This window comes from Denitratisoma sp. (assembly GCA_032027165.1).
Taxonomy (GTDB): Bacteria; Pseudomonadota; Gammaproteobacteria; order Burkholderiales; family Rhodocyclaceae; genus Desulfobacillus.
Window position 1 is genome coordinate 2,980,996 of record JAVSMO010000001.1, and the last position, 24,878, is coordinate 3,005,873.

At 65.0% G+C, this 24,878-nt stretch carries 26 protein-coding genes; 16 read left to right on the forward strand and 10 right to left on the reverse strand.

All coding sequences use genetic code 11. The features are described from left to right. Window positions 1–25: 25 nt before the first annotated feature. The 11 genes from ROZ00_14545 to ROZ00_14595 all read left to right on the forward strand — a co-directional run bounded on the left by ROZ00_14545 (window position 26) and on the right by ROZ00_14595 (window position 13,308). Window positions 26–208 carry a rubredoxin gene (locus tag ROZ00_14545; GenBank protein ID MDT3737444.1) on the forward strand — a complete coding sequence of 61 codons (183 nt, stop codon included), beginning with the start codon at window positions 26–28 and terminating at the stop codon, window positions 206–208. A gap of 170 nt (window positions 209–378) precedes the next feature. Further along, window positions 379–741 carry a response regulator gene (locus ROZ00_14550; GenBank protein MDT3737445.1) on the forward strand — a complete coding sequence of 121 codons (363 nt, stop codon included), beginning with the start codon at window positions 379–381 and terminating at the stop codon, window positions 739–741. Window positions 742–766: 25 nt separating this feature from the next. Beyond that, entirely contained in the window at window positions 767–1,132 is a 366-nt protein-coding gene (locus tag ROZ00_14555) for a response regulator (protein ID MDT3737446.1), read from the forward strand. Window positions 1,133–1,146: 14 nt separating this feature from the next. Beyond that, a complete protein-coding gene (locus ROZ00_14560; GenBank protein ID MDT3737447.1) occupies window positions 1,147–1,665 on the forward strand; it encodes a chemotaxis protein CheW in 519 nt (172 codons plus the stop codon). Between the two features lie 50 nt (window positions 1,666–1,715). After that, window positions 1,716–3,869: a methyl-accepting chemotaxis protein gene (locus tag ROZ00_14565; GenBank protein MDT3737448.1), complete on the forward strand. Its 2,154-nt coding sequence runs from the start codon at window positions 1,716–1,718 to the stop codon at window positions 3,867–3,869. 24 nt (window positions 3,870–3,893) lie between these two features. Next, a complete protein-coding gene (locus ROZ00_14570; protein ID MDT3737449.1) occupies window positions 3,894–9,473 on the forward strand; it encodes an Hpt domain-containing protein in 5,580 nt (1,859 codons plus the stop codon). Between the two features lie 12 nt (window positions 9,474–9,485). Next, the gene (locus tag ROZ00_14575; GenBank protein MDT3737450.1) at window positions 9,486–10,088 is read left to right on the forward strand and encodes a YqgE/AlgH family protein; all 603 of its coding nucleotides are present in this window, start codon (window positions 9,486–9,488) and stop codon (window positions 10,086–10,088) included. A gap of 34 nt (window positions 10,089–10,122) precedes the next feature. Beyond that, on the forward strand, window positions 10,123–10,590 hold the full coding sequence (gene ruvX, locus ROZ00_14580; protein MDT3737451.1) for a Holliday junction resolvase RuvX: 468 nt from the start codon (window positions 10,123–10,125) through the stop codon (window positions 10,588–10,590). After that, the gene (gene pyrR / locus ROZ00_14585; protein ID MDT3737452.1) at window positions 10,577–11,071 is read left to right on the forward strand and encodes a bifunctional pyr operon transcriptional regulator/uracil phosphoribosyltransferase PyrR; all 495 of its coding nucleotides are present in this window, start codon (window positions 10,577–10,579) and stop codon (window positions 11,069–11,071) included. Before ruvX ends, pyrR begins: the two co-directional genes overlap by 14 nt. Continuing rightward, window positions 11,064–12,023: an aspartate carbamoyltransferase catalytic subunit gene (locus ROZ00_14590; protein MDT3737453.1), complete on the forward strand. Its 960-nt coding sequence runs from the start codon at window positions 11,064–11,066 to the stop codon at window positions 12,021–12,023. Before pyrR ends, ROZ00_14590 begins: the two co-directional genes overlap by 8 nt. A gap of 4 nt (window positions 12,024–12,027) precedes the next feature. Then, a complete protein-coding gene (locus ROZ00_14595; protein ID MDT3737454.1) occupies window positions 12,028–13,308 on the forward strand; it encodes a dihydroorotase in 1,281 nt (426 codons plus the stop codon). Here ROZ00_14595 and ROZ00_14600 read toward each other — a convergent pair. From ROZ00_14600 to ROZ00_14615, 4 genes are read right to left on the reverse strand one after another with little or no spacing between them, the layout of a single operon-like run. Continuing rightward, window positions 13,305–13,610, reverse strand: coding sequence for a DUF167 family protein (locus ROZ00_14600; GenBank protein ID MDT3737455.1), 306 nt, complete (start codon window positions 13,608–13,610; stop codon window positions 13,305–13,307). The two genes, ROZ00_14595 and ROZ00_14600, sit on opposite strands and share 4 nt — an antisense overlap. Continuing rightward, window positions 13,607–14,182 carry a YggT family protein gene (locus ROZ00_14605; GenBank protein ID MDT3737456.1) on the reverse strand — a complete coding sequence of 192 codons (576 nt, stop codon included), beginning with the start codon at window positions 14,180–14,182 and terminating at the stop codon, window positions 13,607–13,609. The genes ROZ00_14600 and ROZ00_14605 overlap by 4 nt, the downstream gene beginning before the upstream one ends. Before the next feature lie 3 nt (window positions 14,183–14,185). Continuing rightward, window positions 14,186–14,998 carry a pyrroline-5-carboxylate reductase gene (gene proC, locus ROZ00_14610; protein MDT3737457.1) on the reverse strand — a complete coding sequence of 271 codons (813 nt, stop codon included), beginning with the start codon at window positions 14,996–14,998 and terminating at the stop codon, window positions 14,186–14,188. Further along, window positions 14,995–15,684 (reverse strand): YggS family pyridoxal phosphate-dependent enzyme, encoded by a 690-nt coding sequence (locus tag ROZ00_14615; GenBank protein ID MDT3737458.1) that lies wholly within the window; start codon window positions 15,682–15,684, stop codon window positions 14,995–14,997. Before ROZ00_14615 ends, proC begins: the two co-directional genes overlap by 4 nt. Before the next feature lie 79 nt (window positions 15,685–15,763). Between ROZ00_14615 and ROZ00_14620 the strand changes: the two genes are divergently transcribed. Beyond that, window positions 15,764–16,807, forward strand: a complete 1,044-nt coding sequence (locus ROZ00_14620) for a type IV pilus twitching motility protein PilT (protein MDT3737459.1) — start codon at window positions 15,764–15,766, stop codon at window positions 16,805–16,807. Window positions 16,808–16,880: 73 nt separating this feature from the next. After that, window positions 16,881–18,017 (forward strand): PilT/PilU family type 4a pilus ATPase, encoded by a 1,137-nt coding sequence (locus ROZ00_14625; GenBank protein ID MDT3737460.1) that lies wholly within the window; start codon window positions 16,881–16,883, stop codon window positions 18,015–18,017. Here the strand turns inward: ROZ00_14625 and ROZ00_14630 are convergent. From ROZ00_14630 to ROZ00_14640, 3 genes are read right to left on the reverse strand one after another with little or no spacing between them, the layout of a single operon-like run. Continuing rightward, on the reverse strand, window positions 18,014–19,171 hold the full coding sequence (locus ROZ00_14630; GenBank protein MDT3737461.1) for a THUMP domain-containing protein: 1,158 nt from the start codon (window positions 19,169–19,171) through the stop codon (window positions 18,014–18,016). The genes ROZ00_14625 and ROZ00_14630 overlap by 4 nt on opposite strands. Then, the gene (locus ROZ00_14635; GenBank protein MDT3737462.1) at window positions 19,171–19,584 is read right to left on the reverse strand and encodes a CopD family protein; all 414 of its coding nucleotides are present in this window, start codon (window positions 19,582–19,584) and stop codon (window positions 19,171–19,173) included. The genes ROZ00_14630 and ROZ00_14635 overlap by 1 nt, the downstream gene beginning before the upstream one ends. 1 nt (window position 19,585) lies before the next feature. Beyond that, entirely contained in the window at window positions 19,586–20,464 is an 879-nt protein-coding gene (locus ROZ00_14640; protein ID MDT3737463.1) for an SDR family oxidoreductase, read from the reverse strand. A 42-nt stretch (window positions 20,465–20,506) separates the two neighbouring features. Here ROZ00_14640 and ROZ00_14645 point away from each other — a divergent pair, with 42 nt between their 5' ends. After that, the gene (locus ROZ00_14645; protein MDT3737464.1) at window positions 20,507–21,535 is read left to right on the forward strand and encodes a CDP-6-deoxy-delta-3,4-glucoseen reductase; all 1,029 of its coding nucleotides are present in this window, start codon (window positions 20,507–20,509) and stop codon (window positions 21,533–21,535) included. Further along, complete coding sequence (locus tag ROZ00_14650) at window positions 21,532–22,671, forward strand: HDOD domain-containing protein (protein ID MDT3737465.1); 1,140 nt, start codon at window positions 21,532–21,534, stop codon at window positions 22,669–22,671. The genes ROZ00_14645 and ROZ00_14650 overlap by 4 nt, the downstream gene beginning before the upstream one ends. On the opposite strand, the gene ROZ00_14655 is transcribed toward ROZ00_14650, so the two are convergent. Genes ROZ00_14655 through ROZ00_14665 form a run of 3 tightly spaced genes read right to left on the reverse strand, consistent with a single transcriptional unit; the run spans window position 22,664 to window position 24,334 of the window. Next, window positions 22,664–23,728, reverse strand: coding sequence for a hypothetical protein (locus ROZ00_14655; protein MDT3737466.1), 1,065 nt, complete (start codon window positions 23,726–23,728; stop codon window positions 22,664–22,666). The two genes, ROZ00_14650 and ROZ00_14655, sit on opposite strands and share 8 nt — an antisense overlap. A gap of 5 nt (window positions 23,729–23,733) precedes the next feature. Continuing rightward, window positions 23,734–23,976: a DUF2249 domain-containing protein gene (locus ROZ00_14660; protein MDT3737467.1), complete on the reverse strand. Its 243-nt coding sequence runs from the start codon at window positions 23,974–23,976 to the stop codon at window positions 23,734–23,736. Between the two features lie 34 nt (window positions 23,977–24,010). Next, entirely contained in the window at window positions 24,011–24,334 is a 324-nt protein-coding gene (locus tag ROZ00_14665; GenBank protein MDT3737468.1) for a metal-sulfur cluster assembly factor, read from the reverse strand. Between the two features lie 106 nt (window positions 24,335–24,440). Here ROZ00_14665 and ROZ00_14670 point away from each other — a divergent pair, with 106 nt between their 5' ends. After that, entirely contained in the window at window positions 24,441–24,878 is a 438-nt protein-coding gene (locus ROZ00_14670; protein MDT3737469.1) for an Rrf2 family transcriptional regulator, read from the forward strand.

Consider the following 24,878-nt stretch of genomic DNA (forward strand, 5'->3'; position numbering starts at 1 on the left):
GGCCCGATTCTAACCGAGAATGTTAATGACGACCCCTGCTCCCTATCGCACCTGGATGTGCCTGGTCTGTGGCTTCGTCTACGATGAGGCTGCCGGCTTGCCGGAAGAGGGCATTCCGCCCGGCACCCGCTGGGAAGACGTGCCGCCGAACTGGGCCTGCCCGGAATGCGGGGCGCGCAAGGAAGATTTCGAGCTGGTTGAAATCTGAGCCAGTGTGTCAAAGTTGGCGGGGAAATGGCTGTTTTTTAGGTTATAGTTATGGCGCCCGGCCGCGAAGTCATATATCAAGTCATATATCCGAAGCGATATTCAGCGGCCTGCTAGAGGAGGGGACGGAGAAGCGTGGGGGAAGCTGCCAATCTCAACGGCGTCAAGGTGATGGTGATCGACGACAGCAACACCATCCGCCGCAGTGCCGAAATTTTCCTGGTGCAGGCCGGCTGCCAAGTCGTCTTGGCGGAGGACGGTTTCGATGCGCTGGCGAAAATAGCCGACCACCACCCCGATATCGTCTTTTGCGACATCATGATGCCGCGTCTCGACGGTTACCAGACCTGCGCCCTGATCAAGAAGAATCCGCGCTTCGGCGTGACGCCGGTCATCATGCTGTCGTCAAAGGATGGCCTGTTCGACCGGGCGCGCGGTCGCATGGTCGGTTCCGACGAGTACCTGACAAAACCCTTCACCAAGGATAGCCTGCTCAAGGCCGTCGCTGCGCATTTGCCGCAGCGTGTTTCCTAGTTTGCATTCGTAGCGAGGTAAGACTATGTCCATCAAGAAAATTCTCATCGTCGACGACTCCCCCACCGAGCGCCATGCGCTGAGCGAGCTGCTCGCGAAGAACGGCTACAACGTGGTCACCGCCGAGAGCGGCGAGGAGGCCATCGCCAAGTCGAAGTCCGAGATGCCCGATCTCATCCTCATGGACGTCGTCATGCCCGGCATGAACGGCTACCAGGCCACGCGCACCATCACGCGCGAGGAAGAGACCAAGCACATCCCCGTCGTCATGTGCACCAGCAAGGGGCAGGAGACCGACAAGATCTGGGGCATGCGCCAGGGCGCCAACGACTACCTGGTCAAGCCGATCGATCCGAAAGTGCTGCTGGAGAAGATCGCCGCGCTGGGCTGAGGCGACCACAGCCGATGGCCAAGAAGAAACTCAGCCTGAGGGAGTTTCAGGAAAGCCTGGTCCAGCGGCTGACCAGCGCCCGCGCCGGCCAGACGTCGCGAGCCCTGCTGGGCGTGCTGGCCGGCCGGGACTACTGGCTGCTCGACCTGGCCGATTCCGGCGAGATCGTGCCACTGCCGCCCCTGACCAGCGTGCCGCTCACCCAGCCCTGGTTCTGCGGCATCGCCAACATTCGCGGCACGTTGTACAGCGTGGTCGATTTCTCGGCTTTCCAGGGTGGCGAGATCACCCCGCAGAATGCCGACAGCCGCCTGCTGATCGTCGGTGGACGATTCGGCATCAATAGCGCGCTGCTGGTCAATCGCACGCTGGGTTTGCGCAACATCGAACAGATGGAACCGCGTGCGGTCGATGCCGATCCGCGGCCGTGGGTCGGCGAGCAGTATGCCGACCCGCAGGGCAATGTTTGGAAGCGGCTGAACCTGAGGAACCTGCTCGGACAGCCGGAGTTCCTTGAAATCGGACTGTCGTGAAAAGGGAAGTCACCCGCAACAACTAGAAGCTGAACATCGGAGACATCGGCATGGCATTCAATATCAAGCTCCCCGGAATGGGCAGTAGCGAGACTCCCTCGGAAACCTCGCAGAGCACGATCATGGACAACCTGCAGCAGGCCGCCGTGCGGGGCGGACGCTTCAAGCTGCCCGGGATAGGCGACAAGCCGGTCGGCACCCAGCTTCAATTGCTGGGCGGTATGTTCGTGTTCTTCATGTTCATCGTGGCCGTGGCGGCCTGGATGGACAGTCGCGTTGCCACGCATGGCGCAGCCTATACGTCTGCGGCCGGGCAAATGCGCATGCTCTCGCAGGCCATCGCCAAGTCCGCCCAGCTGGCCCTGCAGGGCAATGCGGCGGCGTTCGCCGAACTGAAGGAGGGCCGCAGCAACTTCGCCATCCTCCTTGAGCGCGTCACGCAAGGCGGCACGATCGACGAGATCAACGTGCCCCCCAGCCCGGATACCACGCAGCCCGCCCTGCATGCCCTGACAGAGGAGTGGGAGAAGACCAACCAGAACTCCGCCCAGGTGCTGGAGCAGGAGAAGAACCTGCAGCAACTCGGCAAATCGGTGTCGACCATCAATGCGAAGAATCCCCAGCTGCTGGAGCTGGCCGAGCAGGTGGCGGCCCTCAAGCTGCAGACGGGAGCATCGGCGCGAGAGATCGCTGCCGCCAACCAGCTGGTGATGTTGACCCAGCGCCTGGCAAAAAACGCCAACGCCCTGCTGGTCGCCGACGCCATCGACCCGGAAGTGGCCTTCCTGCTGGGCAAGGACACGAACACCTTCCGTGACGTGCTGGGTGCCCTGAGCAAGGGATCCGAGGCGATGCGCATCAATCCTGCCGCCGACGCCGAGACCAAGGAAAAACTGACCGAGCTCGATAGCGCCTTCAAGGAATACCAGGAGGCCGTGGCCGGCATTCTCGGCAACATGCAGCGCCTCGTCCAGGCCAAGCAGGCGGGCAGCCGGATTTTCCGCGACAGCGTTCCCTTGCTCAAGGCGACCACCGACCTGTCCAACGCCTACGCTGCGGAAATCGCCGGCCGGGCGACGAATACCTGGGTCATCTCCATTTTCGCCCTGATGGCCGTCATTACCCTGGCCCTGATGGCCAAGGTGTTCAACGACGACTCGGCCATGCGCCGGGAACAGGCCGAACGCCAGCGCCATGAGGCGGAAGCCTCGAAGAACGCCAGCCAGGAAGCCATTCTGCGGCTGATGAACGAGATGGGCGACCTGGCCGACGGCGACCTGACGGTGCGCGCCACGGTGACGGAGGACATCACGGGCGCCATTGCCGACTCGGTGAACTACACGATTGAGGAACTCGGCGTGCTGGTGCGGCGAATCAACGATGCCGCCGGCCGCGTGGCCGCCGCCTCCGAGGCCGCCCAGAAAACTTCCAACGAACTGCTGGTCGCCACCGAGCGCCAGTCGCGCGAGATCAAGCAGGCCGGCGACAACGTCCTCGACATGGCGAAATCGATGAACCAGGTGTCGAGCGAGGCCATGGAATCCGCCCAGGTGGCGCGCCACTCCCTGGACGCCGCGCAAAAAGGCGCCGAGGCGGTGGAGAACTCCATCAAGGGCATGAACGAAATTCGCGACCAGATCCAGGAAACCTCGAAGCGGATCAAGCGCCTCGGCGAATCCTCGCAGGAGATCGGCGAGATCGTGGAGCTGATTTCCGACATTACCGAGCAGACGAACGTGCTGGCGCTGAATGCCGCCATCCAGGCGGCTTCCGCCGGCGAAGCGGGCCGCGGCTTCACGGTGGTTGCGGAAGAAGTGCAGCGCCTCGCCGAACGCTCCGGCGAGGCGACGAAGCAGATCGCCGCGATCGTGAAGACGATTCAGACCGACACGCAGGACGCCGTATCCGCCATGGAGAACTCGACGCGGGGCGTGGTCGAAGGGGCCAAGCTGTCCGACGCCGCCGGTCAGGCGCTGCAGGAAATCTCCTCAGTGTCGACCAACCTGGCCTCCCTGATCGAATCGATTTCCTCCGCCACCCAGCAGCAGGCCGAGAACGCGACGCGCGTGGCGCAAAACATGCAGGGCATCCTGAAGGTGACGGAGCAGACAACCGTTGGCACCAAGCAGACCGCGGTTTCGATCGGCCAGCTCGCCGAGCTGGCGGTCGAACTGAAGGGCTCGGTGTCGGGCTTCAAGGTCTAAGGCGGGCGAAGCGCGGGCGACACGATGGCTGCCACCTCCGATCTCGATCTCGGTCCGCTCTCCTGGGTCAAGGGCGAGATCGACCTCGCCCTCGGGCGTGCCCATGAGGCGCTCGGCAAGTTTGCCGAGAACCCGGGCGATTCCGCCCAACTCAAGTTCGCCCGCACCCACCTGCACCAGGCCCATGGCGCGCTTTCGATTGTCGGCCTGGATGGCGTAACGCAGTTCTCCGAGACGATCGAGCAGTTGCTGTCCGATATCGAGGGCGGGAAGGTGGCCGCCACTCCTGCTGCCGGCGAGCTGGGGCAAAGGGCGATCACGGCGATCCGCCATTATCTCGACGAGGTAGCGAGCGGGATGCCGAACCAGCCGCTCAAGCTGCTTGCGACCTATCGCGATCTGCTGGCCGCCCGAGGGGTCGAACGTGTCGCATCGAGCGACCTGTTCTTCCCGGATCTTTCCCTGCGCCCGCCCAAGAGAACCGACGATTCGTCCCAACTGCCCGCCGGAGAGGTGGCCAAGCGGCTGAAGACGGAGCGGGCGCGATTCGAACGCGGTTTCCTGCGCTGGCTGCGCAATGCCGACGACGTCGGCGGCGTTGCCGAAATGCGCGAGGCCGTGTCCGCCATCGAGGCCACCCAGGCCCTTCCCGCCGCACGCGCCTTCTGGTGGGTCACGATCGCGCTGCTCGACGCCCTGGCGGCACGCCAGGTGCCCGTCGACTTCCAGGTCAAGAAGCTCTGTGCCCGGATCGACCTGCAGATGCGCCGATTGCTGGAGGGCTCCAAGACGGTGGCCGAACGCCTGATGCGTGACGCCCTGTACTTTGTCGCCGTCGCCAAGGGGGGCGGTGCGCAGGTGCAGCAGGTCAAGGAGGTCTACCGTCTCGATACACTGGTGCCGGCTTCCACGGCGGATATCGAGCCGCTCAAGCCGGTGCTCCTGGCCATGCGCGACACCTTGGCTGCGGCAAAGGAAGCCTGGAACAAATTCTGCGCCGGTGCGGCCGTCTCCTTGCCGCAGTTCCACGACAACGCCGTCACATTGGCCAGCAAGGGCGGCGGACTGATCAACGACCACCTGGCACGTCTGGTGGCCGGCATTGCCGGCGCCGCCCAGTGGCTGCGCAAGGACCCGCTCAAGCAGAGCGATGCGACGGCGATGGAAATCGCCACGGCCCTGCTGCTTGCGGAAAACGCCCTGGAGAACTACGAACAGCTGGGCGCGGATTTTTCGCAGCAGGTGGATGTTGTCATCGGGCGCCTCGCCGCCCTGATGCGCGGCGAGGCGCTGGCTGACCTGTCGGCGCCGCTCCTCGACGAGATGTCGCGGCGCGCCCAGGAGCGGCTCATGATGAGCCAGGTGGCGCGGGAGATTCTCACCAACCTGGCCCAGATCGAGCAGGCCCTCGACGCCTTCTTCCGCGACACGAGCCGCCGCGAAGAGTTGTCGGCATTGAACGGCCCTCTCAAGCAGATCGAGGGAGCGCTGGTCATTATGGGCCAGGACAAGGCGGTCGCCCTCCTGCGCGACTGCGAAGCCCGCATCAAGGCCTTTGCCGACCCTGACGCCCTGCCCCAGCAGCAGGAATTCGAGGAGGTGGCACACAGCCTGTCCGGGCTCGGCTTCTTCGTAGAGGCCCTGCAGCACGGCCCTGCCGACTTGGATGAAATTCTCAGGCCGGTGCAGCCCAGGGCGCAGCCGACTGAAGAAGATATGGCGGAAACCGCAGCCCCCTCGGTCGAGGACGAACTGGAGGAGCAGAAGCGCGAGGCGCAAGTTCTCGCCGAGACGCTGCGCGGGAAGCCGCAGGACGAAGGCGTGCGCGCGGAGCTCAAGCAGCATCTTGAGACCATTCGCCAGGACGCCAGTCTGGTGGCGGATGTCAAGCTGGAAGAAGAGGCCAAGGCGGCATTGGCAGCCCTGGCCAAGGGCCCTGTCGAGTCTGCAACAGGGCATGTCGAGGAGGCCATGGCGCGCGTGGCACCGACGGCGCCGATGGAGATGGCAGCCCCCTCGGCTGAAACCCTGAGGTTGGCGGAGGCGCCAAGCGAGGATATAGACGCCGAGCTGCTGGCCATCTTCCTGGAGGAAGCGCACGAGGTGCTGGGCACCATCGGCGAGCATCTCGAACTCTCCCGCGGCGAACCGCACAACCACGAATACCTGACGACCATCCGTCGCGGCTTTCATACCCTGAAAGGCAGCGGCCGCATGGTCGGATTGACCGACCTTGGCGAAACCGCCTGGGCGATCGAGCAGGTGATGAACAAATGGCTGCAATCGGAACAGGACGCCACGCCTTCCTTGTACCGCCTGATCGAGGAATCGCATGCCCTGTTTGCCGATTGGGTTGCCCAGCTGGAGGCGGGCGGCGGCACGCACAAGGACGCTGCCGGCCTGGTAGCGCTGGCTGAACGGGTCAAGTCGGGCGAAGACATCACGGGTGAAGTACCGGCCGAACCGGTGTTGTCGACCGAAGCGCCGGCCGCCGAACCGGAGAGCGCCGAACTGCCGGCAGAGGCCGCGCCCGAAAGAGAAGAGGAGATCACGCTCGGCTTGCCGGAGGAGGTCGGGGCGCCGTCGCTGCTCGAGGAAGTCATCGAAATACCCCCGTCCGACGACACCGTCGCCTTGGGTGATCTGGTCGTTTCCCGTTCGCTCTACGACATGTACGTCGGCGAGGCGCGCGGCCACCTGGCGGTACTGCGCCTGGATTTGAATGCGCTCAAGCTGACGCCGCAGGTGCCGCCGGATGAAATGGTGCGCGCGGCGCATACGCTGGCCGGCATATCCGGCACGGTGGGCATCGATCCGGTGAGCCGTCTGGCCTTGTCGCTTGAACATGCCTTGTTGCGCCTGGCGCGCAGCAGCCAAACCTGCAATAGCGGACAGATCGGTCTGCTCGGCACGGCCATTTCCACCCTCGATGCCATGATTGCCTCGGTTGCCGAGCAGTGTGTGCCGCACGGGGCGGATGGGCTGGCCGCGGAACTGGATGAAGTGGCAATGGCCACGCAGCCGGCGGCAGTCGAGCTGAGCGTGGTGCCCGCCTTCGAGCCGGAGCCTGCCGTGGCGGCGGAAGAGATCGTCCTCGAAATTCCCGTCGTGGAACCTGAAGCCGCTGAGGAGGTGGTTTCCGAGGCGCCTGCCGAACCGGTGCTGATCGAAGAGCCGCCCCCGGCCGCGCCCGCGCCGACCGTTGAGAAAGCCGTGCCCCTGTTCCCGGAAGCCCCGCCTGTCGTCGAGGAGCAGGCGCCGCCGTCCGCCGCGCCAGTCGCGGCAGAGGTCACCGAAACTGCCGAGGCCGTTGCCGAACGGCGCAAGCTGCGACTGCAGGACGACCTCGACGAACAACTGCTGCCGATATTCCTGGAAGAGGCAGTAGACCTCGTTCGCGAGATCGGCGTCGAATTGCGCAACTGGCATGCCAATCCGCAGGATCTGGAAGTGGCCGGCTCGATGGCGCGGCTGCTGCACACGCTGAAGGGCAGCGCCCGCATGGCCGGCGCCATGGGCATGGGCGAACTGGTGCACAGCATGGAGACGCGCTTGGAGAACGCCCTGGCAGCCCAAGCTATAACGCCGCAATTCCTGGAGGAATTCGACACCTCTTTCGACCGAGCCAACTTCCTGCTGGACGTCCTGCAGAAACGGGCGGCAGGCGTTGTCGAGGAAGAAGCCGAGCCGCAGGCCGCCCCCGCGGCAGGCGGTGCGTTGCAGCCGGAACGCGCCACGGCCGAGGAGATCGAGACCGAAGTCGCCGCTGCACGCGCCATGCTGCGCGTGCGCGCCGACCTGATCGACCGGCTGGTTAACGAGGCCGGCGAGATGTCCATTGCCCGCTCCCGCATCGAGGGCGAGATGCGCGCCTTGCGCGGTTCGCTGCTCGACCTGACGGAGAACGTCATCCGCCTGCGCGGCCAGCTGCGCGAGATCGAGATTCAAGCCGAATCCCAGATGCAGTCGCGCATGGCCCAGGCCCACGAAGTGCATGTCGAGTTCGATCCCCTCGAGTTCGACCGTTTCACGCGCTTCCAGGAAATCACGCGCATGATGGCCGAGAGCGTGAACGACGTCACCACCGTGCAGCACGCGCTGCTGCGCAACCTTGACCACGCGGATGCCGCCATTGTCAGCCAGGCACGGCAGAACCGGGAACTGTCCCAGTCGTTGATGGGCGTGCGCATGGTGCCCTTCAATGCCGTCGCGGATCGCCTCTATCGCGTCGTTCGGCTGACGGCGAAGGAGTTGGGCAAGAAGGCCAACCTCGACATCCGCGGCGGTCAGGTCGAACTCGACCGCTCGGTGCTCGAGAAGATGACCGGGCCGATCGAGCATCTGCTGCGCAATGCCATTACCCATGGCCTTGAGGAGGGGGGGCAGCGACAAGCTGCCGGCAAGTCGGAAATCGGGGAAATCAGCCTGACCCTCTCCCAGGAGGGTAATGAAGTCGTAATCGAAATGGCCGATGACGGCGCCGGCCTGAATTTCGAGCGCATTCGCAGCAAGGCCGTCGAGCAGGGTTTGCTGGCGCCGGACCAGAACCCGGACGAAACCACACTGACGGACTTCATTTTCCACCCCGGATTTTCAACCGCCAAGGAACTGACCGAGATCGCTGGCCGCGGCGTCGGCATGGACGTGGTGAAAGCGGAAACTGCCCAGCTCGGCGGCCGCATCGAGGTCAGTTCGACGCCCGGCAAAGGGGCCCGCTTCCGCATTTACCTGCCGCTGACCCTGGCGGTGGCGCAGGCGCTGCTCGTGCGGGTGGGCGGACGCATGTATGCCATCCCGTCTGTCATGGTCGAACAGGTCATGGAACTCAGGGAGGAGGCGGTCGAGAAAATCCGTGCAGATGGCGCCGCCGAATGGCTGGGCAACCGTTATCCGTACCACTTCCTGCCGCGCCTGTTGGGCGATACCCACTCCATGCCGGAACAGCAGCGCCGCTATTCACTGCTGCTGCTGCGGGCCGGTACGCAGCGGGTGTCGGTTCAGGTCGACGAATTGCGCGGCAATCAGGAAGTGGTCATCAAGAACATCGGGCCGCAGCTGGCCCGGGTGATCGGCATTGCCGGCGCCACGGTGCTGGGGGGCGGCGAAGTGGTGCTGATCCTCAACCCGATTGCGCTCGCCAGCCGGGAGGTCAGGGCGTTGTCCGCACAAGCCGCGGCACCCGCCGCTCCCCAGCCGGAGGCACCCGCCGCCCCGCATTTGCCGACGGTGATGGTTGTGGACGACTCTCTCACGGTGCGCAAGATCGCCGGACGGCTCCTCTCGCGCGAGGGTTATCACGTGCTCACCGCCAAGGACGGGGTCGATGCCCTCGAGCAGCTGCTCGAGGTCGTGCCCGATGTCATGCTGGTGGACATCGAAATGCCGCGCATGGACGGCTTCGATCTGACGCGCAACGTACGGGCCGATGCGCGCCTGAGGGATATACCGATCATCATGATCACCTCCCGGACGGCAGACAAGCATCGCAACTACGCCAAGGAAATCGGTGTCAATCACTATCTCGGCAAGCCTTATCAGGAAGATGAGTTGCTTGGCCTGATCGCCGGTTACACCCGTCAGGCGACGGCGACCACCGCCGCCTGACGCACACCGGCCTTGGACGCCGGCGACGACGCGGATTACAATGCCGACGTGGTCCAGCAAGACGTCAATCTCACGCACCATTTCCTGATCGCCATGCCCGCCATGGTCGATCCGAATTTTGCCCGCACCCTGACCTACATCTGCGAGCATAACGAGCAGGGCGCGCTCGGCATCGTCATCAATCGCCCGCTCGACATGACGCTGGAGATGCTGTTCGAGCGCATCGATATCCCCCTGGAGGCCAGACACTTCGCCGGCTTGCCGGTGATGTTCGGCGGACCCGTCCAGACCGACCGCGGCTTCGTGCTGCATCGACCTGTCGGCAAATGGCAGGCTACGCTGCCGGTCAATGACGAGCTGGGCCTGACCAGTTCACGGGACATCCTCCAGTCCGTCGGCAGCGCCGGCGAGCCTGAAGAGTTCATCGTTTCGCTCGGCTACGCCGGCTGGGCGGCCGGCCAGCTCGAATACGAACTGGCGCAAAACGCCTGGCTTACGGTGGCGGCTGACGCCCAGATCATCTTCGGCATGCCACCTGAAGAACGTCTGCCGGCTGCAATGCAGCTGCTCGGCTTCGATCTGGCCAACCTGTCCGACGTGGCTGGGCATGCTTGAAAGGGCGATGAGTCCGGCGGCATTCAGGAGTAGAATGCCGTTTTTGATGGTTTCCCCTCACCCTTCCCATCCCACCCGACCCGCCCAAGGCGGTACGGTTCTGGCATTCGATTTCGGCTTGAAACGCATCGGCGTCGCCATCGGCGAAACCCTGCTCGGGAGGGCCAACGCCCTGACCACCCTCGATGCCGAGACCAATGAGGCACGCTTCGCCGCGATAGGCAGGCTTATCGAGGAGTGGCAGCCGGCTCTGCTGGTGGTCGGCATTCCGTTTTCATTGGAAGGGGCCGAACACGAGATGACTGCGCGTTGCCGCCGCTTTGCCAACCAGTTGCATGGCCGCTTTGGCCTGCCTGTGGCGCTAGCCGACGAACGGCTCACCTCGGCGTCGGCGGACGCCGAGTTGCGCGAGGCCGGCCTTGACTGGAAGGCGCGCAAAGGCCGGGTTGACGCGGTGGCCGCCCAGCACATCCTTCAGGGTTATTTCGATGCAGTTGCCTGACGCCGAAGGACTTTGTGCGGCGCTTGCCGAACGCCTGCACCCGGGCCTGCACCCCGACACGGCCCTGGTCGGCATCCATACCGGCGGAGTCTGGGTGGCCGAGCGCCTGCATGCTGCCCTCGGCCTTAAAACGGCCCTCGGCCGCCTCGATGTCTCGTTCTATCGCGATGACTTCAGCCGCAGCGGGCTGCATCCCCAGCTCAAGTCCTCGGACATTCCCTTCGAGGTTGAAGAGCGGCCGATCGTCATCGTCGACGACGTGCTCTATACCGGCCGCACCATACGTGCTGCCATGAACGAGATATTCGACTATGGCCGCCCGGCACGGATCGACCTTGCGGTGCTGATCGACCGGGGCGGCCGCGAACTGCCGGTCTGCCCGCGCTGGACCGGGGAGACACTGCAGGTCGAGCCGGGCAAGAACCTCCAGCTGGAACGCGGAGAGGGGAACAGGCTGATCCTGAGGCTGATCGATGCGTAATCCTCAACTCACGAAAAACGGGGAGCTGCAGCACCTGCTGACCATCGATGGCCTGCCACGCGAGATCCTGACCGCCATCCTGGATACCGCCGCGCCCTTCACCGAAGTGGCCGAACGCGAGGTGAAGAAGCTGCCGCTCCTGCGCGGCAAGAGCGTGTTCAACCTGTTCTTCGAGAACTCGACGCGTACGCGCACCACATTCGAGATTGCCGCGAAGCGGCTGTCTGCGGATGTCATCAACCTCAACATCAACACCTCCTCGACCTCCAAGGGGGAGACCCTGCTCGACACGGTGGACAACCTCAGCGCCATGCAGGCCGACATGTTCGTCGTGCGCCATGCCTCGAGCGGCGCGCCTTTCATGATTGCCCAGCATCTGGCTGCGATGGGCCTCGAACACATTCATGTCATCAACGCCGGCGACGGGCGCCATGCGCATCCGACACAGGGCCTGCTCGACATGTACACCATCCGCCATTACAAAAGGGATTTCAGCGATCTCGTGGTGGCGATTGTCGGCGACGTGCTGCATTCGCGCGTGGCCCGTTCCCAGATCCATGCCCTGACTACGCTGGGCGTGCCGGAGGTCCGGGTGATCGGTCCGAAAACGCTCCTGCCAAGCGAAGTCGAGAAGCTCGGCGTACGGGTATTCCACGACATGCGTGAGGGGCTCAAGGACGTCGATGTGGTGATGATGCTGCGCCTGCAGAACGAGCGCATGAAGGGGGCGTTGCTCCCCAGCCCGCAGGAGTTCTTCAAGTCCTATGGCCTGACGGCGGAAAAGCTGCAATGCGCCCGGCCCGATGCCATCGTGATGCATCCGGGCCCGATGAACCGCGGCGTGGAGATCGATTCGGCGGTTGCCGACGGTCCGCATGCCGTCATCTTGCCGCAGGTTACATTCGGCATCGCGGTGCGCATGGCGGTGATGAGCATGCTGGCGGGAGCGTGAGCGGATGAAGATCCATATCAAGAACGGCCGCCTGATCGACCCGGCCGGCGGCATCGATGCGCAAAAGGATGTGTTCATCGCCGCCGGCAGGATTGTGGCGGTCGGTGCGGCGCCTGAAGGCTTTGCTGCCAACCGCATCATCGATGCGACGGGTCTGGTGGTCTGCCCCGGACTGGTCGACTTGTCGGCCCGTCTGCGCGAACCCGGCTTTGAATACAAGGCGACGTTGGAATCCGAAATGGCCGCTGCGGCGGGAGGCGGTGTCACCAGCCTGGCCTGCCCGCCCGACACCGACCCCCCTCTGGACGAGCCGGGCCTGGTCGAAATGCTCAAGCACCGCGCCCGGCACCCGGGTTTTGCACATGTCTATCCGGTCGGCGCCCTCACCATCGGATTGGCCGGCGCGCGGCTGACGGAAATGGCCGAACTGCACGAGGCCGGATGCATTGCCTTCGGCCAGGCACACACGCCGGTAGTGGATACCCAAGTGCTGCAGCGCGCCTTGCAATATGCAGCCACTTTCGACTTCCCCGTCTGGCTGCAGGCCCAGGATCCCTTTCTCGGCAAGGACGGCGTGGCACATGACGGCGAGGTGGCGACGCGCCTGGGCCTGCCCGGCATTCCGGCCAGCGCCGAGACCATCGCGATCGCCACCATCCTGCAATTGGCGCGGGATACCGGCGTGCGCATCCATATTACGCGCATCTCCAGCGCGGCGTCGCTTGAGATGATCATTGCGGCGCGCCTGAGCGGCATTGCCGCTACCTGCGACGTGTCGATCAACCATCTGCATTTGTCGGACGCCGATATCGCTTACTTCAATCCGCATGCGCACCTCGTGCCCCCGTTGCGTGCCGGCAGGGATCGCGAGGCATTGCGGCGCGGACTCGCCGAGGGCGCGATCAACGCTCTTTGCTCGGACCATACGCCGGTCGACGACGATGCGAAGCAGGTTCCCTTCGGCGAAGCCGAACCGGGCGCTACCGGCCTTGAACTGCTGTTGCCCCTGACCCTGAAATGGGCGGGGGAGATGCAACTGCCCTTGGGGACCGCCCTGGCGCGCATCACCTGCGATGCGGCGCGCGTGCTTGGCATCCCGGCCGGGACCCTAGCCGTGGGTGCGGCGGCCGACGTTTGCCTGTTCGATCCGCGCGGCAGCTTCGCGGTGACGCGTGAATCCCTCAAAAGCCAGGGCAAAAACACGCCCTTCCTTGGCTTGACATTGCCTGGCCGCGTACGCTGTACCTTGATCGACGGACACATTGCGTTCGAAGGCGGGCGCTAGCTCCCCGCCTGCGACAGAAACCTCGCAATCGCCTCGGCAGGGGCGCCATTGATCCGCAGCCGTTTTTCTCTCGAAGCCGCGCCGCCGATCAGTTCCACCTGTGCCTTTGGCACACCCAGCTGTTTTGCCAGAAATGCAATCAATGCCGTATTGGCCTTGCCGTCCACCGGGGGGGCGGCCAGTCGGATCTTCAGCGCTTCGCCATGCAAGCCGGCGATTTCGGTTTTCTTTGCGCCCGGCTGAATGTGCAGGCGAATGGTGAGGCAGCCGGCGGCATCCAGCTGCGCCCAGGCGGCTGTCATGCGATGAACGGAATCAGCAACACGCGCATCCAGGCGAGCAGCATCAGCACGATCTGCAGGGCCAGCAGGAGCACCAGCGGCGACAGATCCACCTGGGCGATCGGCGGGATCAGGCGCTGGAAAGGCCGCAGGAAGGGGCGCGCCAGGCTGTTGAACAGCGGCGCTATCGGCGCATGCGGGTTGACCCAGGACAGCACGGCGGAGATCAGGACGACGCCGATGAGGAGGTAGACCGAAAAACGCAGCAGTTCCACGACCGCGATGGCGAAAATGACGGGAACGGCAATGCCGGCATGGGCGCCGAAGGAAAAGCGCTTCAGCCAGAAGGCAATCGACAAGTAGCCGCTGTGCAGGACGAGTGCGCCGACCAGGCTCGGCATGTCGAGCCCGAGCAGCCCTGGAATGATCCGCCGGGCGGGCCGCACCAGCCAGTCCGTAACCGTCACGACGAAGTGACCGAGCTGGTTGCGGAAGGAGACCCGCAGCCATTGCATGTAAAAGCGGATCAGCAGAAGAAAGACGAAGAAGCCGGCGACGGCCTCGAGAATCAGCAGCAGAAGGTTGGTCAGCATGGTTCAGTCCTTGCCCAACAAATCGCCCAGTTCGCGGCCGCGGGCATCGGCCGCCTTGACGGCCCGCAGGATGGCCGCCTTGAAGTCGTCCGCATTCAGCGAATTCAGCGCGGCCTCGGTGGTGCCGCCCTTCGAGGTGACGCGCTGCCGGAGCACGGCGACATCCTCCGTGCTGTTGGCCGCCAGCGCGGCGGCACCGACGACGGTTTCGATGGCCAGTTGCCGCGCCTGTTCCTCCGAAAACCCCAGGGCGCAGGCTGCATCTCGCAGCGCCTCGATGAAATAGAAAACATAGGCCGGACCGCTGGCGGACACTGCGGTGACGGCGTCCATCAAGGCCTCGTCGGCGATCCATACTGTCTTGCCTACGGCACCGAGGATCAGCTCGGCCTGGCGACGCGCCTCCCCGTCGATGGACGGATCGGCATAGAGGCCTGTGATGCCGGCGCCGATCAGGGCCGGCGTATTCGGCATGGTCCGCACCAGCTTCGCATGGCCTCCCAGCCAGCGCGAGATGTCCGCAAGGCGCATCCCGGCGGCGATGCTGATGACGAGCTGGTTCGCCAGCTTGCCTGCGAGGGGTGCCAGGGCCTCGCGCATCTGTTGCGGCTTGACCGACAGCACCAGCACGTTGCTGCCGAGGATCGACGCATCCGCCGCCGGCCGGCAGGCAATGCCGAACGCATCGATCAGCCGCTCGCGGTTTTCCGCGAGGGGCTCGACGACCGTGATGTCAGAGGAGGGGAGTCCCTGCTTGAGCAGGCCGCCGATGAGGGCGTTGGCCATGTTGCCGCCGCCGATAAAGGTGAGTTTCATGCGTAGTGCCTCTCTCCAAAGATGGCCGAGCCGACCCGCACGATCGTGGCGCCTTCCAGGATGGCGGCCTCCAGATCGTGCGACATGCCCATCGACAGCGTGTCCAGGGCCAGCCCCTCCCGGTTGAGCGCATCGCGCAATTCGCGCAATGCGGCAAAGCGCTGCCGCGCCAGTGTCATGTCGTCGGTCGGTTCGGGAATCGCCATCAGGCCGCGCAACTTGAGGCTGGGCAGCCCAGCCACGGCATGCGCCAGCGCCGCCGTGTCGTGGGGACTGACTCCGCCCTTGCTGGCTTCGCCGCTGACATTCACCTGGATGCAGACCTGCAGGGGCGGCCGCGCCGCGCCGCGCGCCGACGACAGCCGCTCGGCGATCTTCAGCCGGTCGATGCCGTGAACCCAGGCGAACTGCTCGGCGACCGGACGGGTCTTGTTGCTCTGCAAGGGGCCGATGAAATGCCATTCCAGGCCGAGATCGCCCAATGCACCGATCTTGGCGAGGCCTTCCTGCACGTAGTTCTCGCCGAAAGCCCGCTGCCCTGCGGATGCCGCCTCGCGGACCCGTTCCGGCGGGAAGGTCTTGCTGACCGCCAGCAGACGTATGTCCTCGACCGCTCGTCCTGCCAATTCCGCCGCTGCGGCGATGCGCGCCCTGACAGCTTGCAAGTTGGCGGAAATTGTTGTCATAATGCCCTGAAAAATCGGGGCAAGTATATCATCGCGCCATCGCCCCAATTTCCGATATTTGGCGCCACGGAACCGCATAATGGACATCACCGAACTGCTGGCCTTCTCCGTCAAGAACAAGGCTTCCGACCTGCACCTTTCCGCGGGCTTGCCGCCCATGATCCGCGTGCATGGCGACGTGCGGCGCATCAACCTGCCGCCGATGGAGCACAAGGACGTGCACAGCATGGTGTACGACATCATGAACGACGGCCAGCGCAAGCACTACGAGGAAAACCTGGAGTGCGACTTCTCTTTTGCCATTCCCAACCTGGCGCGCTTCCGCGTGAACGCCTTCGTCCAGCACCGCGGCGCCGGCGCCGTGTTCCGGACCATTCCCTCGAAGGTGCTGTCGCTGGAAGAGCTGAACTGCCCGAAGATCTTCCAGGAGATTTCCGAGTATCCGCGTGGCGTGGTGCTGGTCACCGGGCCGACCGGCTCGGGCAAGTCGACCACCCTGGCGGCGATGGTCAACTACATCAACGAGAACGAGCACGGCCATATCCTGACCGTCGAGGACCCGATCGAATTCGTGCATGAATCGAAGAAATGCCTGATCAACCAGCGCGAAGTGGGCCCGCACACCCTGTCCTTCAACAACGCCCTGCGCAGCGCCCTGCGCGAAGACCCGGACGTCATCCTGGTGGGCGAGATGCGCGACCTCGAGACGATCCGCCTGGCGCTGACCGCGGCGGAAACCGGCCACCTGGTGTTCGGCACCCTGCATACCAGCTCGGCCGCCAAGACCATCGACCGCGTCATCGACGTCTTCCCTGCGGCTGAAAAGGAAATGGTGCGGGCGATGCTCTCGGAATCGCTGCGTGCAGTCATATCGCAGACCCTGCTGAAGACCAAGGACGGCTCCGGCCGTGTCGCCGCCCATGAGATCATGATCGGCACGCCGGCCATCCGCAACCTGATTCGCGAAGCCAAGATCGCCCAGATGTATTCGGCCATCCAGACCGGCCAGGCCTTGGGCATGCAGACGCTGGACCAGAACCTGGCCGACCTCGTCCGCCGCAACATCGTGTCCGCCGCCGAGGCGAGGACCAAGGCAGCGAATAAGGATAACTTCGCCGGCTGAGCCGTAGCTCGGGCTTCAGCCCGACTCGGCCGCCAACGTCGGCCTGAAGGCCGACCTACGACAGAGGTGCATTATGGAAAGAGACCAGGCACTCAAATTCATGTACGACCTGCTGCGCCTCATGGCGCAGAAGAAGGGTTCGGATCTTTTCATTACCGCCGGCTTCCCGCCTGCCATCAAGGTTGACGGCAAGATCACGCCGCAATCGAACCAGAGCCTGACGCCGCAGCATACGGCCGAACTGGCGCGCGCCATCATGAACGACAAGCAGGCGGCCGAGTTCGAATCCACCAAGGAGTGCAATTTCGCCATCAGCCCTGCCGGCATCGGCCGCTTCCGCGTGAACGCCTTCGTGCAGCAGGCGCGCATCGGCGTCGTGCTGCGCACCATCGCCACAACCATACCGACCTTCGAAAGCCTGCAGCTGCCGCCGGTGCTCAAGGACGTCTCCATGACCAAGCGCGGCCTGGTCATCCTGGTCGGCGGCACGGGTACCGGCAAATCGACCTCCCTTGCGGCGATGGTGGACTACCGCAACGACAACAGCTACGGCCATATCATCACGATCGAGGACCCGATCGAATACGTGCACGATCACAAGAAGTGCATCGTCACGCAGCGCGAAGTCGGCATCGACACCGATTCCTGGGATGCGGCGCTGAAGAACACCCTGCGCCAGGCGCCGGATGTCATCCTGATGGGCGAGATCCGCGATCGGGACACGATGGACCACGCCATTGCCTTTGCCGAAACCGGCCACCTGTGCATGGCCACGCTTCACGCCAACAGCACCAACCAGGCCCTCGACCGCATCATCAACTTCTTTCCCGAAGAGCGCCGCCAGCAGCTGCTGATGGACCTTTCCCTCAACGTGCGCGCCTTCGTGTCGCAGCGGTTGATCCCGATGAGAGACGGCAAGGGTCGCGCGGCGGCGTTCGAGATCATGCTCAATTCGCCGCTCATCTCCGACCTCATCTTCAAGGGGGAAGTGCACGAAATCAAGGAGATCATGAAGAAGTCGCGCGAGCTCGGCATGCAGACCTTCGACCAGTCCCTCTTCGATCTCTACGAGGCCGGCAAGATCAGCTACGAGGATGCCTTGCGCAACGCGGATTCGGTGAACGACCTGCGCCTGACCATCAAGCTGCACGGCAAGGAAGCGAAGGACCGCGACCTCGCCGCCGGCATCCAGCACCTCGATATCGTCTAGCGCCCGGACGGTTTTTGCCGGCGCATCTGGCCGGCGATGATCCTGTATTCCAGCAGCCGGCATTCCAGCGCGCCGTTGAACAGCGGCGTTCGCTTCGAGGCCTTCAGGCCGATCAGCTTCGGCAACTGCGGGTCGGCGGAGATGAAATAGCAGCGCCAGCCGGCGAAACGCTGCTTGAGGGCGTCGCCCAGCTTCGGATAGAACGCCGCCAGCCGCTCCGCTTCCTCCAGACGCACCCCATAGGGCGGGTTGGCAACGAGCACGCCTTCCGGCGCCGGCGCCGCGCGCACCAGCATGTCGGCGCACTCCAGGCGCACGCACTCATGCATCCCGGCCGCCGCCAGATTCTGCCGCGCCCGCTCGACCTGGTCCTGGCTGATGTCGCTGCCGAAGATAGGCTGCGGCACGACCGGCTTCCTGCGCCCCTCCGCTTCCGTCAGGAGCTTCTGCCAGAGCGCCGCATCGAAGTTGTCCAGGCGGAAAAAACCGAACTTGCGCGCCAATCCCGGCGCGATGTCGTGGGCCATCAGGGCCGCCTCGAGCAGGAAGGTGCCCGAGCCGCACATCGGATCGAGCAGCGGCGAGCCCGGTTGCCAGCCCGCCAGTTGCAGGATGCCGGCAGCCAGATTTTCCTTCAAAGGCGCCTCGACCGAGGCGTATTTGTAGCCGCGCTTGTAGAGCGGTTCGCCCGAGGTGTCGAGGTAGAGCGTCGCCTCGCTATCGGTGAGGAAGGCGTGGATGCGGACGTTGGGTTCGGCGGTATCCACACTGGGCCGTTCGCCGGTTTCCGCGCGGAAACGGTCGCATACGGCATCCTTGATGCGCAGGGTGATGAAGTCGATGCTCCTCAGCGGGCTGCGGATGGCCGTCATGTAAACGCGCAGTGTCCGGCGCACCGAGAAATGCGCGTGCCAGGGCACGTCGTGCGCCAGCCGGTAGATGTCCTCTTCGCGCTTGTAGGGGCCGTGGGCGACGCGCCAGAGGATGCGCGTGGCGATGCGGCTCCACAGGTTGGCGCGGTAGCAGGTTTCCCAGTTGCCGGCGAAGCCGACCCCGCCAGGGACGGCCTCGGTCCGGCTGGCGCCGGCCGCACTCAGCTCCCCGGCCAGTTGCGCTTCGAGCCCGCGCGGGCAGGTGGCGAAGAATTTCTCCATCAGAACGGCTTGAACAGCACCAGCCAGACGGCGATGAAGAGGATCAGCACCGGGAATTCATTGAACCAGCGGAACCAGACATGGCTTTTCGAATTGCGGTCCGCCGCGAAGTCCTTCAACAGCCTGCCGCAATAAAGGTGATAGGCGATCAGCACCAGCACCAGCGCGAACTTGGCGTGGATCCAGTAGCCCCACGGCCCGTAGCCCAGCCACAGCCACAGGCCGAGCGCGACGGTGATGACGGCGCCGGGCGTCATGATGCCGTAATAGAGCTTGCGCTCCATGATCTTGAAGCGCTCCCGGCTCGGCGCATCCTCGCTCATGGCGTGGTAGACGAACAGGCGCGGCAGATAGAACAGGCCGGCGAACCAGGTCACCATGAAAACGATATGCAGCCACTTGATCCACAGCATGTCAGACAGCCTCCGGCAACAAGTCGCCCAGCGCGGCGGCGACGTCGGGATACGCCAGCTTCACGCCCAGCTCGCGCTTGATGCGCCGGTTCGACAGCCGGCGCGACTCCCCCATGAAGGACAGCATCGCGGGAGACAGGCGCCGCTCGACCTCGACCCGCGGCAGTCGCGGTGCGCGCGGAAGGCCGAACCGGTCGGCGATCAAATCGAAATACTCGCCCATCTTCAGCACTGAATCGTCCGAGGCATTGTATATCCGCCCGGCCCGGCCTCGTGAAAGCGCCGTCTGCGCGATGGCGGCCAGATCGTCGGCATGAATGTGGTTGGTGTAGATGTCGTCGTTTTCCTGCAGCAGCGGCAGGCCGCGCTCGAGCCGGGCCAGCGGCAGGCGGTCGCCGGCATAGATGCCCGGCGCGCGCAGGATGGAGACGGCGACGCGGCGCTTGCGGCCGAAACGGCGCAGCCGCATCTCCGCATCGACGCGGCGGCGTGCCCGCCCCGTCTGCGGGTGCACCGGACGCGTCTCGGAAACCCAGGCCCCGCCGCAATCGCCATAGACCCCGCTGGTGCTGATGTAGACGAGGCGGCGTGGTAGAATTTTTCCGGTCGACAGCGCGGCAAGCAGCATCTGGGTTCGCCTATCCACCAGGCCGGTTTCCTGCGGCGGCGCGAAGTGCAGGATCAGGTTGCCGATGCCGGCCAGACGTCTCAGCGAGTGCGGCTTGTCCAGATCGGCGCGCAGCGGCGTGACGCCCAGGGCTCGCAATTCGAGATGGCGCGCATCCGAGCGGACCGCGGCATACACGCGGTAATGCTTGACCAGCCAGGGGAGGGCGCGCCGCGCGACGTCGCCGCAGCCAATGATGAGCAATCGTTGCACCCGCGCATTTTAACAGCCAGCCAACGGATTCCCCCTTCAGTCATGTCCCATCGCATCACGATCGAGCCCAGCGGGCACCAGTTCGACGTCGAGCCCGGCAACACCCTTTTGCGCGCGGCGCTGGAAGCCGGCATCCATCTGCCCTATGGCTGCCGCAACGGCGCCTGCGGCGCCTGCAAGGGGCGCGTGGTGTCCGGCGAGGTGGATCGCGGCCTGTACACCGAGGGCGCGCTGAGCGAGGCGGAGCTGGCCATGGGCTATGCCCTGTTCTGCTGCGCGCGGCCGCTGTCCGATCTCGTCATCGAATCGCGCGAGGTGGGCGCCGTGCGCGACATTCCGGTGAAGAAGCTACCCTGCCGCGTGCAGAAGCTGGCGCGCCTGGCACCCGACGTGATGCTGCTGCAGCTCAAGCTGCCCGCCAATGAGCGCCTGCAATTCCTCGCAGGCCAGTACATCGATATCCTGCTGAAGGACGGCCGCCGACGCAGCTTTTCCATCGCCAATGCGCCGGATGCCGACGAGTGCCTGGAGTTGCACGTGCGCCATGTGCCGGGCGGGCATTTCACCACCCAGGTGTTCGAAACGATGAAGGAGCGCGACATCCTGCGCCTCGAGGGGCCGCATGGCGACTTCTTCCTGCGCGAGGACAGCGCCAAGCCGGCCATCCTGCTGGCCGGCGGCACCGGATTCGCCCCGATCAAGGCCCTCGTCGAGCATGCCTTTCATCAGAAACCGGCCCGGTCGATGGTGCTCTACTGGGGCGCCCGCGACCGGGCCGGCCTCTACCTGCATGAACTGGCGGAGGGCTGGGCGGCCAGCCGTGACGGCTTCCGCTACGTACCGGTGCTGTCGGAACCGCCAGCGGGTGATACGTGGCAGGGCCGTACCGGCCTGGTGCATCGGGCGGTCATGGCCGATTTCCCCGACCTTTCCGGACATCAGGTCTATGCTTGCGGTGCGCCGGCCATGATCGAAGCGGCGCGGCAGGATCTGATTGGCCATTGCGGCCTAAAGAAAGAGGACTTTTTTGCCGATGCCTTTACTTTCGCAGCGGAATCCGTAAACCCATGACTATCCTCATCAGCCGCGAGCCGGTGCTCAACCGCAGCCGCGCCATCACCGCGACCCGGCTCATCGTCCAGGCGCCGCCAGGGGCGAGTGCCTGCGCGCAGATTGCGGGTGAGCTGAACCGCCTGGCCGAGGCCTGGCCTGCAGCACGTACGGTGTTCGTCAGCCTGGGCGGCGTCACACCGGACGCGGGACTGCTCGACTGGCAGGTGCCGCAAAACGCCATGATCGAAATCCCTGCCGGCGCACTGGGCAATCCGGCGACCCTCGAGCTGATGCAAAGGCTGCAGCAGGCTGGCGTGTCGATGTGCCTGGATGGCTTCAGCGCCGGCATGGCGCTGCCGGCCGGCGCCGATTTCCGCTTCATCCTGGCCGATGCCACGGCAAACATCGCCGGCGCGCCCGGGCTGCTGCTTGCCAAGGGCCTGCTCGACAACGCCCAGTTCGACGCCTGCATCCACAAGGGCTTCGGCGGCGCGGCCGGCTGGTTCTTCCTGAGGGGCGTGACGCCGGCGAAGAAGCTCAACCCGAACCAGGCGCAGACCATCCGCCTGCTCAACCTGGTGCGGGCCAACGCCGACATCAAGGAGATCGAGGCAGCCCTGAAGCAGGACGTCGCCCTCTCGGTGAAGCTGCTGCGCTACATCAATTCCGCCGGCTTCGGCCTCACCGTGGAAATCCAGTCCTTCCGCCACGCCGTCACCATGCTCGGCTACGACAAGCTGAACAAATGGCTGTCGCTGCTCCTGGTCACCTCCAGCAAGGACGCGGCCGCGCCGGCACTGATGCAGGCGGCCATCGCGCGCGGCCGCTTCATGGAGTTGACGGCGGCGGGATACGTGGACAAGAGCGAGCTCGACAACCTGTTCATCACCGGCGCCTTCTCGCTGCTCGACATCCTGCTCGGCGTGCTCATGGAAACCGCGCTGGCCGACATGCACCTGCCCGACACCATCAACGATGCGCTGATTTCCGGCAGCGGGCCGTATGCGCCCTTCCTGGCCCTCGCCCAGGCGAGCGAACAGGCCGATTACGCCCGGTATGCCGCGCAGGCCGCCGAGTTGCAGCTGGACCCGGAAACGGTCAACCGCGCCCAGTTCGAGGCGCTGTCCTTCGCCGACAGCCTGCAGCTCAGTTAGTTTTCCCCAGCTTGCCGCGGACCACGGCGGCGACGGTGTTCAGGATGAAGGCGGCCAGCGCCACGGCGTTGAGAAGCCCTCCCATGCTGCGCCACTCGAAGGAGGCGGCGGCGTCTCCCGCCAGCCGCACGGCCAGCGAAAGATGCAGCAGCGCCAGCGGCGCGTAGAACAGCGGATGGTAGGGCACCGCCACGCGCAGCACCGCCGGGAAGATGATCGGCGCGTGGCCGAACACCATCGAGAAGACGAAACCGAGCATCAAGGCATGCAGCGCCGCGTCGTAGGCCGCGCTGCCCGGTGCCAGTCCCGCACCGAGCATGATCGCGCCGGCGAGCAGCAGCCAGGCATAGCCCGAAAGCAGGCAGACGGCGATGAAGCGCGTCAGCCCCTTGTCCTTCACCGTGCGCCGGGCGATGTCCTGGCGCAGCAGCCACAGCGACAGCGCCAGGAGCGCGGCGCCGAACAGGTGTGCCTCGAACGCCATGCCGAAAGTCAGTCCCGCCAGCACGGCGATGAAGACGCGCTGCGCCGTCGGCGAGGGCGGCAGGAAGCGCGACAGTTCGAGCCGTTCTCCGGCGATGGTCAGCACGAGGAAGCCGGCCCACCACGGCACCACTTCATAAACGGAAAAGCCGGCGAGCCAGAGCAGGTTGCCGATGAGCCAGCAGCCGGCGCCGGCGGCCAGCGTGAAGGTGAACAGGGCGCGCTGGCGCTGGAACACCGACACCGAGCCCGCCAGCAGCACAGCGCTGCCCAGCGCGAGCAGCAGCTGCGCGACTTCAAGCGGCGCGCCGAGAATCAGCGCCAGCCCGCCGGCGCCGGCCGCCAGGGGGCCGAGATAGGCCCAGCGCCGCGCCAGCGCCACGGCGCGCTCCAGGCTGATCACCGTGCCGAAAAAGCCGCTCACCATGAGCGGGCCGTGGAACGCGGCGAGGTCGGCCGCCGGTCGCGGCACCGCCCAGCCCAGGCGCAGCAGTCCGGCGCCCACCCCGATGATGAGGCTGGCGAAGCCGAGGATCAGCAGCGGAATGCGCCAGGGCGGCCGGACGTCTGCCATGCTGCTCAGGCGGCCTTGGCGATGCGGACCTTCCAGACTTCCGGGCCGGTTTCGAGATAATCCCACTTGAAGACGGGACCGAGTTCGGCCTGGAACTGGTAATAGAGCGGCTTCGGGTCGTGGTCGTTCACCAGCTGGAAGGCTTCGCCGACGCCGAGCCTGCGGAAGGCGTCGAAGATCATCGGATGGCGTTCGCGCGGCACGATGTTGCGCACGTCGACGGTGGTTTCTGCAGTTGCGGTGGTCATGTTGGTTCTCCTGTCTGGATTGGGATGGCTCGGCTTAGGACCAGCCGAAATGTCGCTTGGCGTTTTCCGACATCAGCTCCGAGCTCCAGGGGGGATCCCAGACCAGGTCGACGACGATGTCGGCGCCGTCCGGCGCGATGTCGCGAATCGCCTCGCGTGCATCCTCGGTGATCATGGAGCCCATGGGGCAGGCCGGCGTCGTCATGGTCATGGCGACGCGCACCCGGTCGGGCGCGATCTCGATGCCATAGACGAGGCCGAGGTCGACGACGTTCATGCCCACTTCCGGGTCGATCACGTTGCGCAGGGCGGCGCGGATCGCCTCTTCCGTCGGCATGTTGGTTGTCTGATCTGCCATCATGGATTCCTTATAAGCAGTACCGAAGATACATCTTCAATATACCACCCGTTTCCGGGATAATCAACATGTGCCATACATCTTTTAGAATCGCCCGGGACCGACCATGAGACTGACCACCTTCTCCGACTACACCCTGCGCGTCCTGATGTATCTCGGCGTGCGGCGCGACGAGCTCGTCACCATCGGCGAGATCGCAGCCGCCTATGGTATCTCGGAAAACCACCTCATGAAGGTGGTGCATTTCCTGGCGCGCCAGGGTTATGTCGAGACGCTGCGCGGCAAGGGCGGCGGCCTGCGCCTGGCCATGGCGCCCGAGGACATCGTCGTCGGCGAGGTGGTGCGCGGCACCGAGGAGACGCTGGCGCTGGTCGAATGCTTCGATGCCGAGAGCAGCGAGTGCAACATTGCGCCGGCCTGCCTGCTGAAGGGGGTGTTCAAGAAGGCGGCGGACGCCTTCTTCGCCGAGCTCGACCGCCATACGCTGGCCGACCTGCTGCGTCCGGCGCCGCGCCTCGCGCGGATACTCCACCAAGTCAAATAA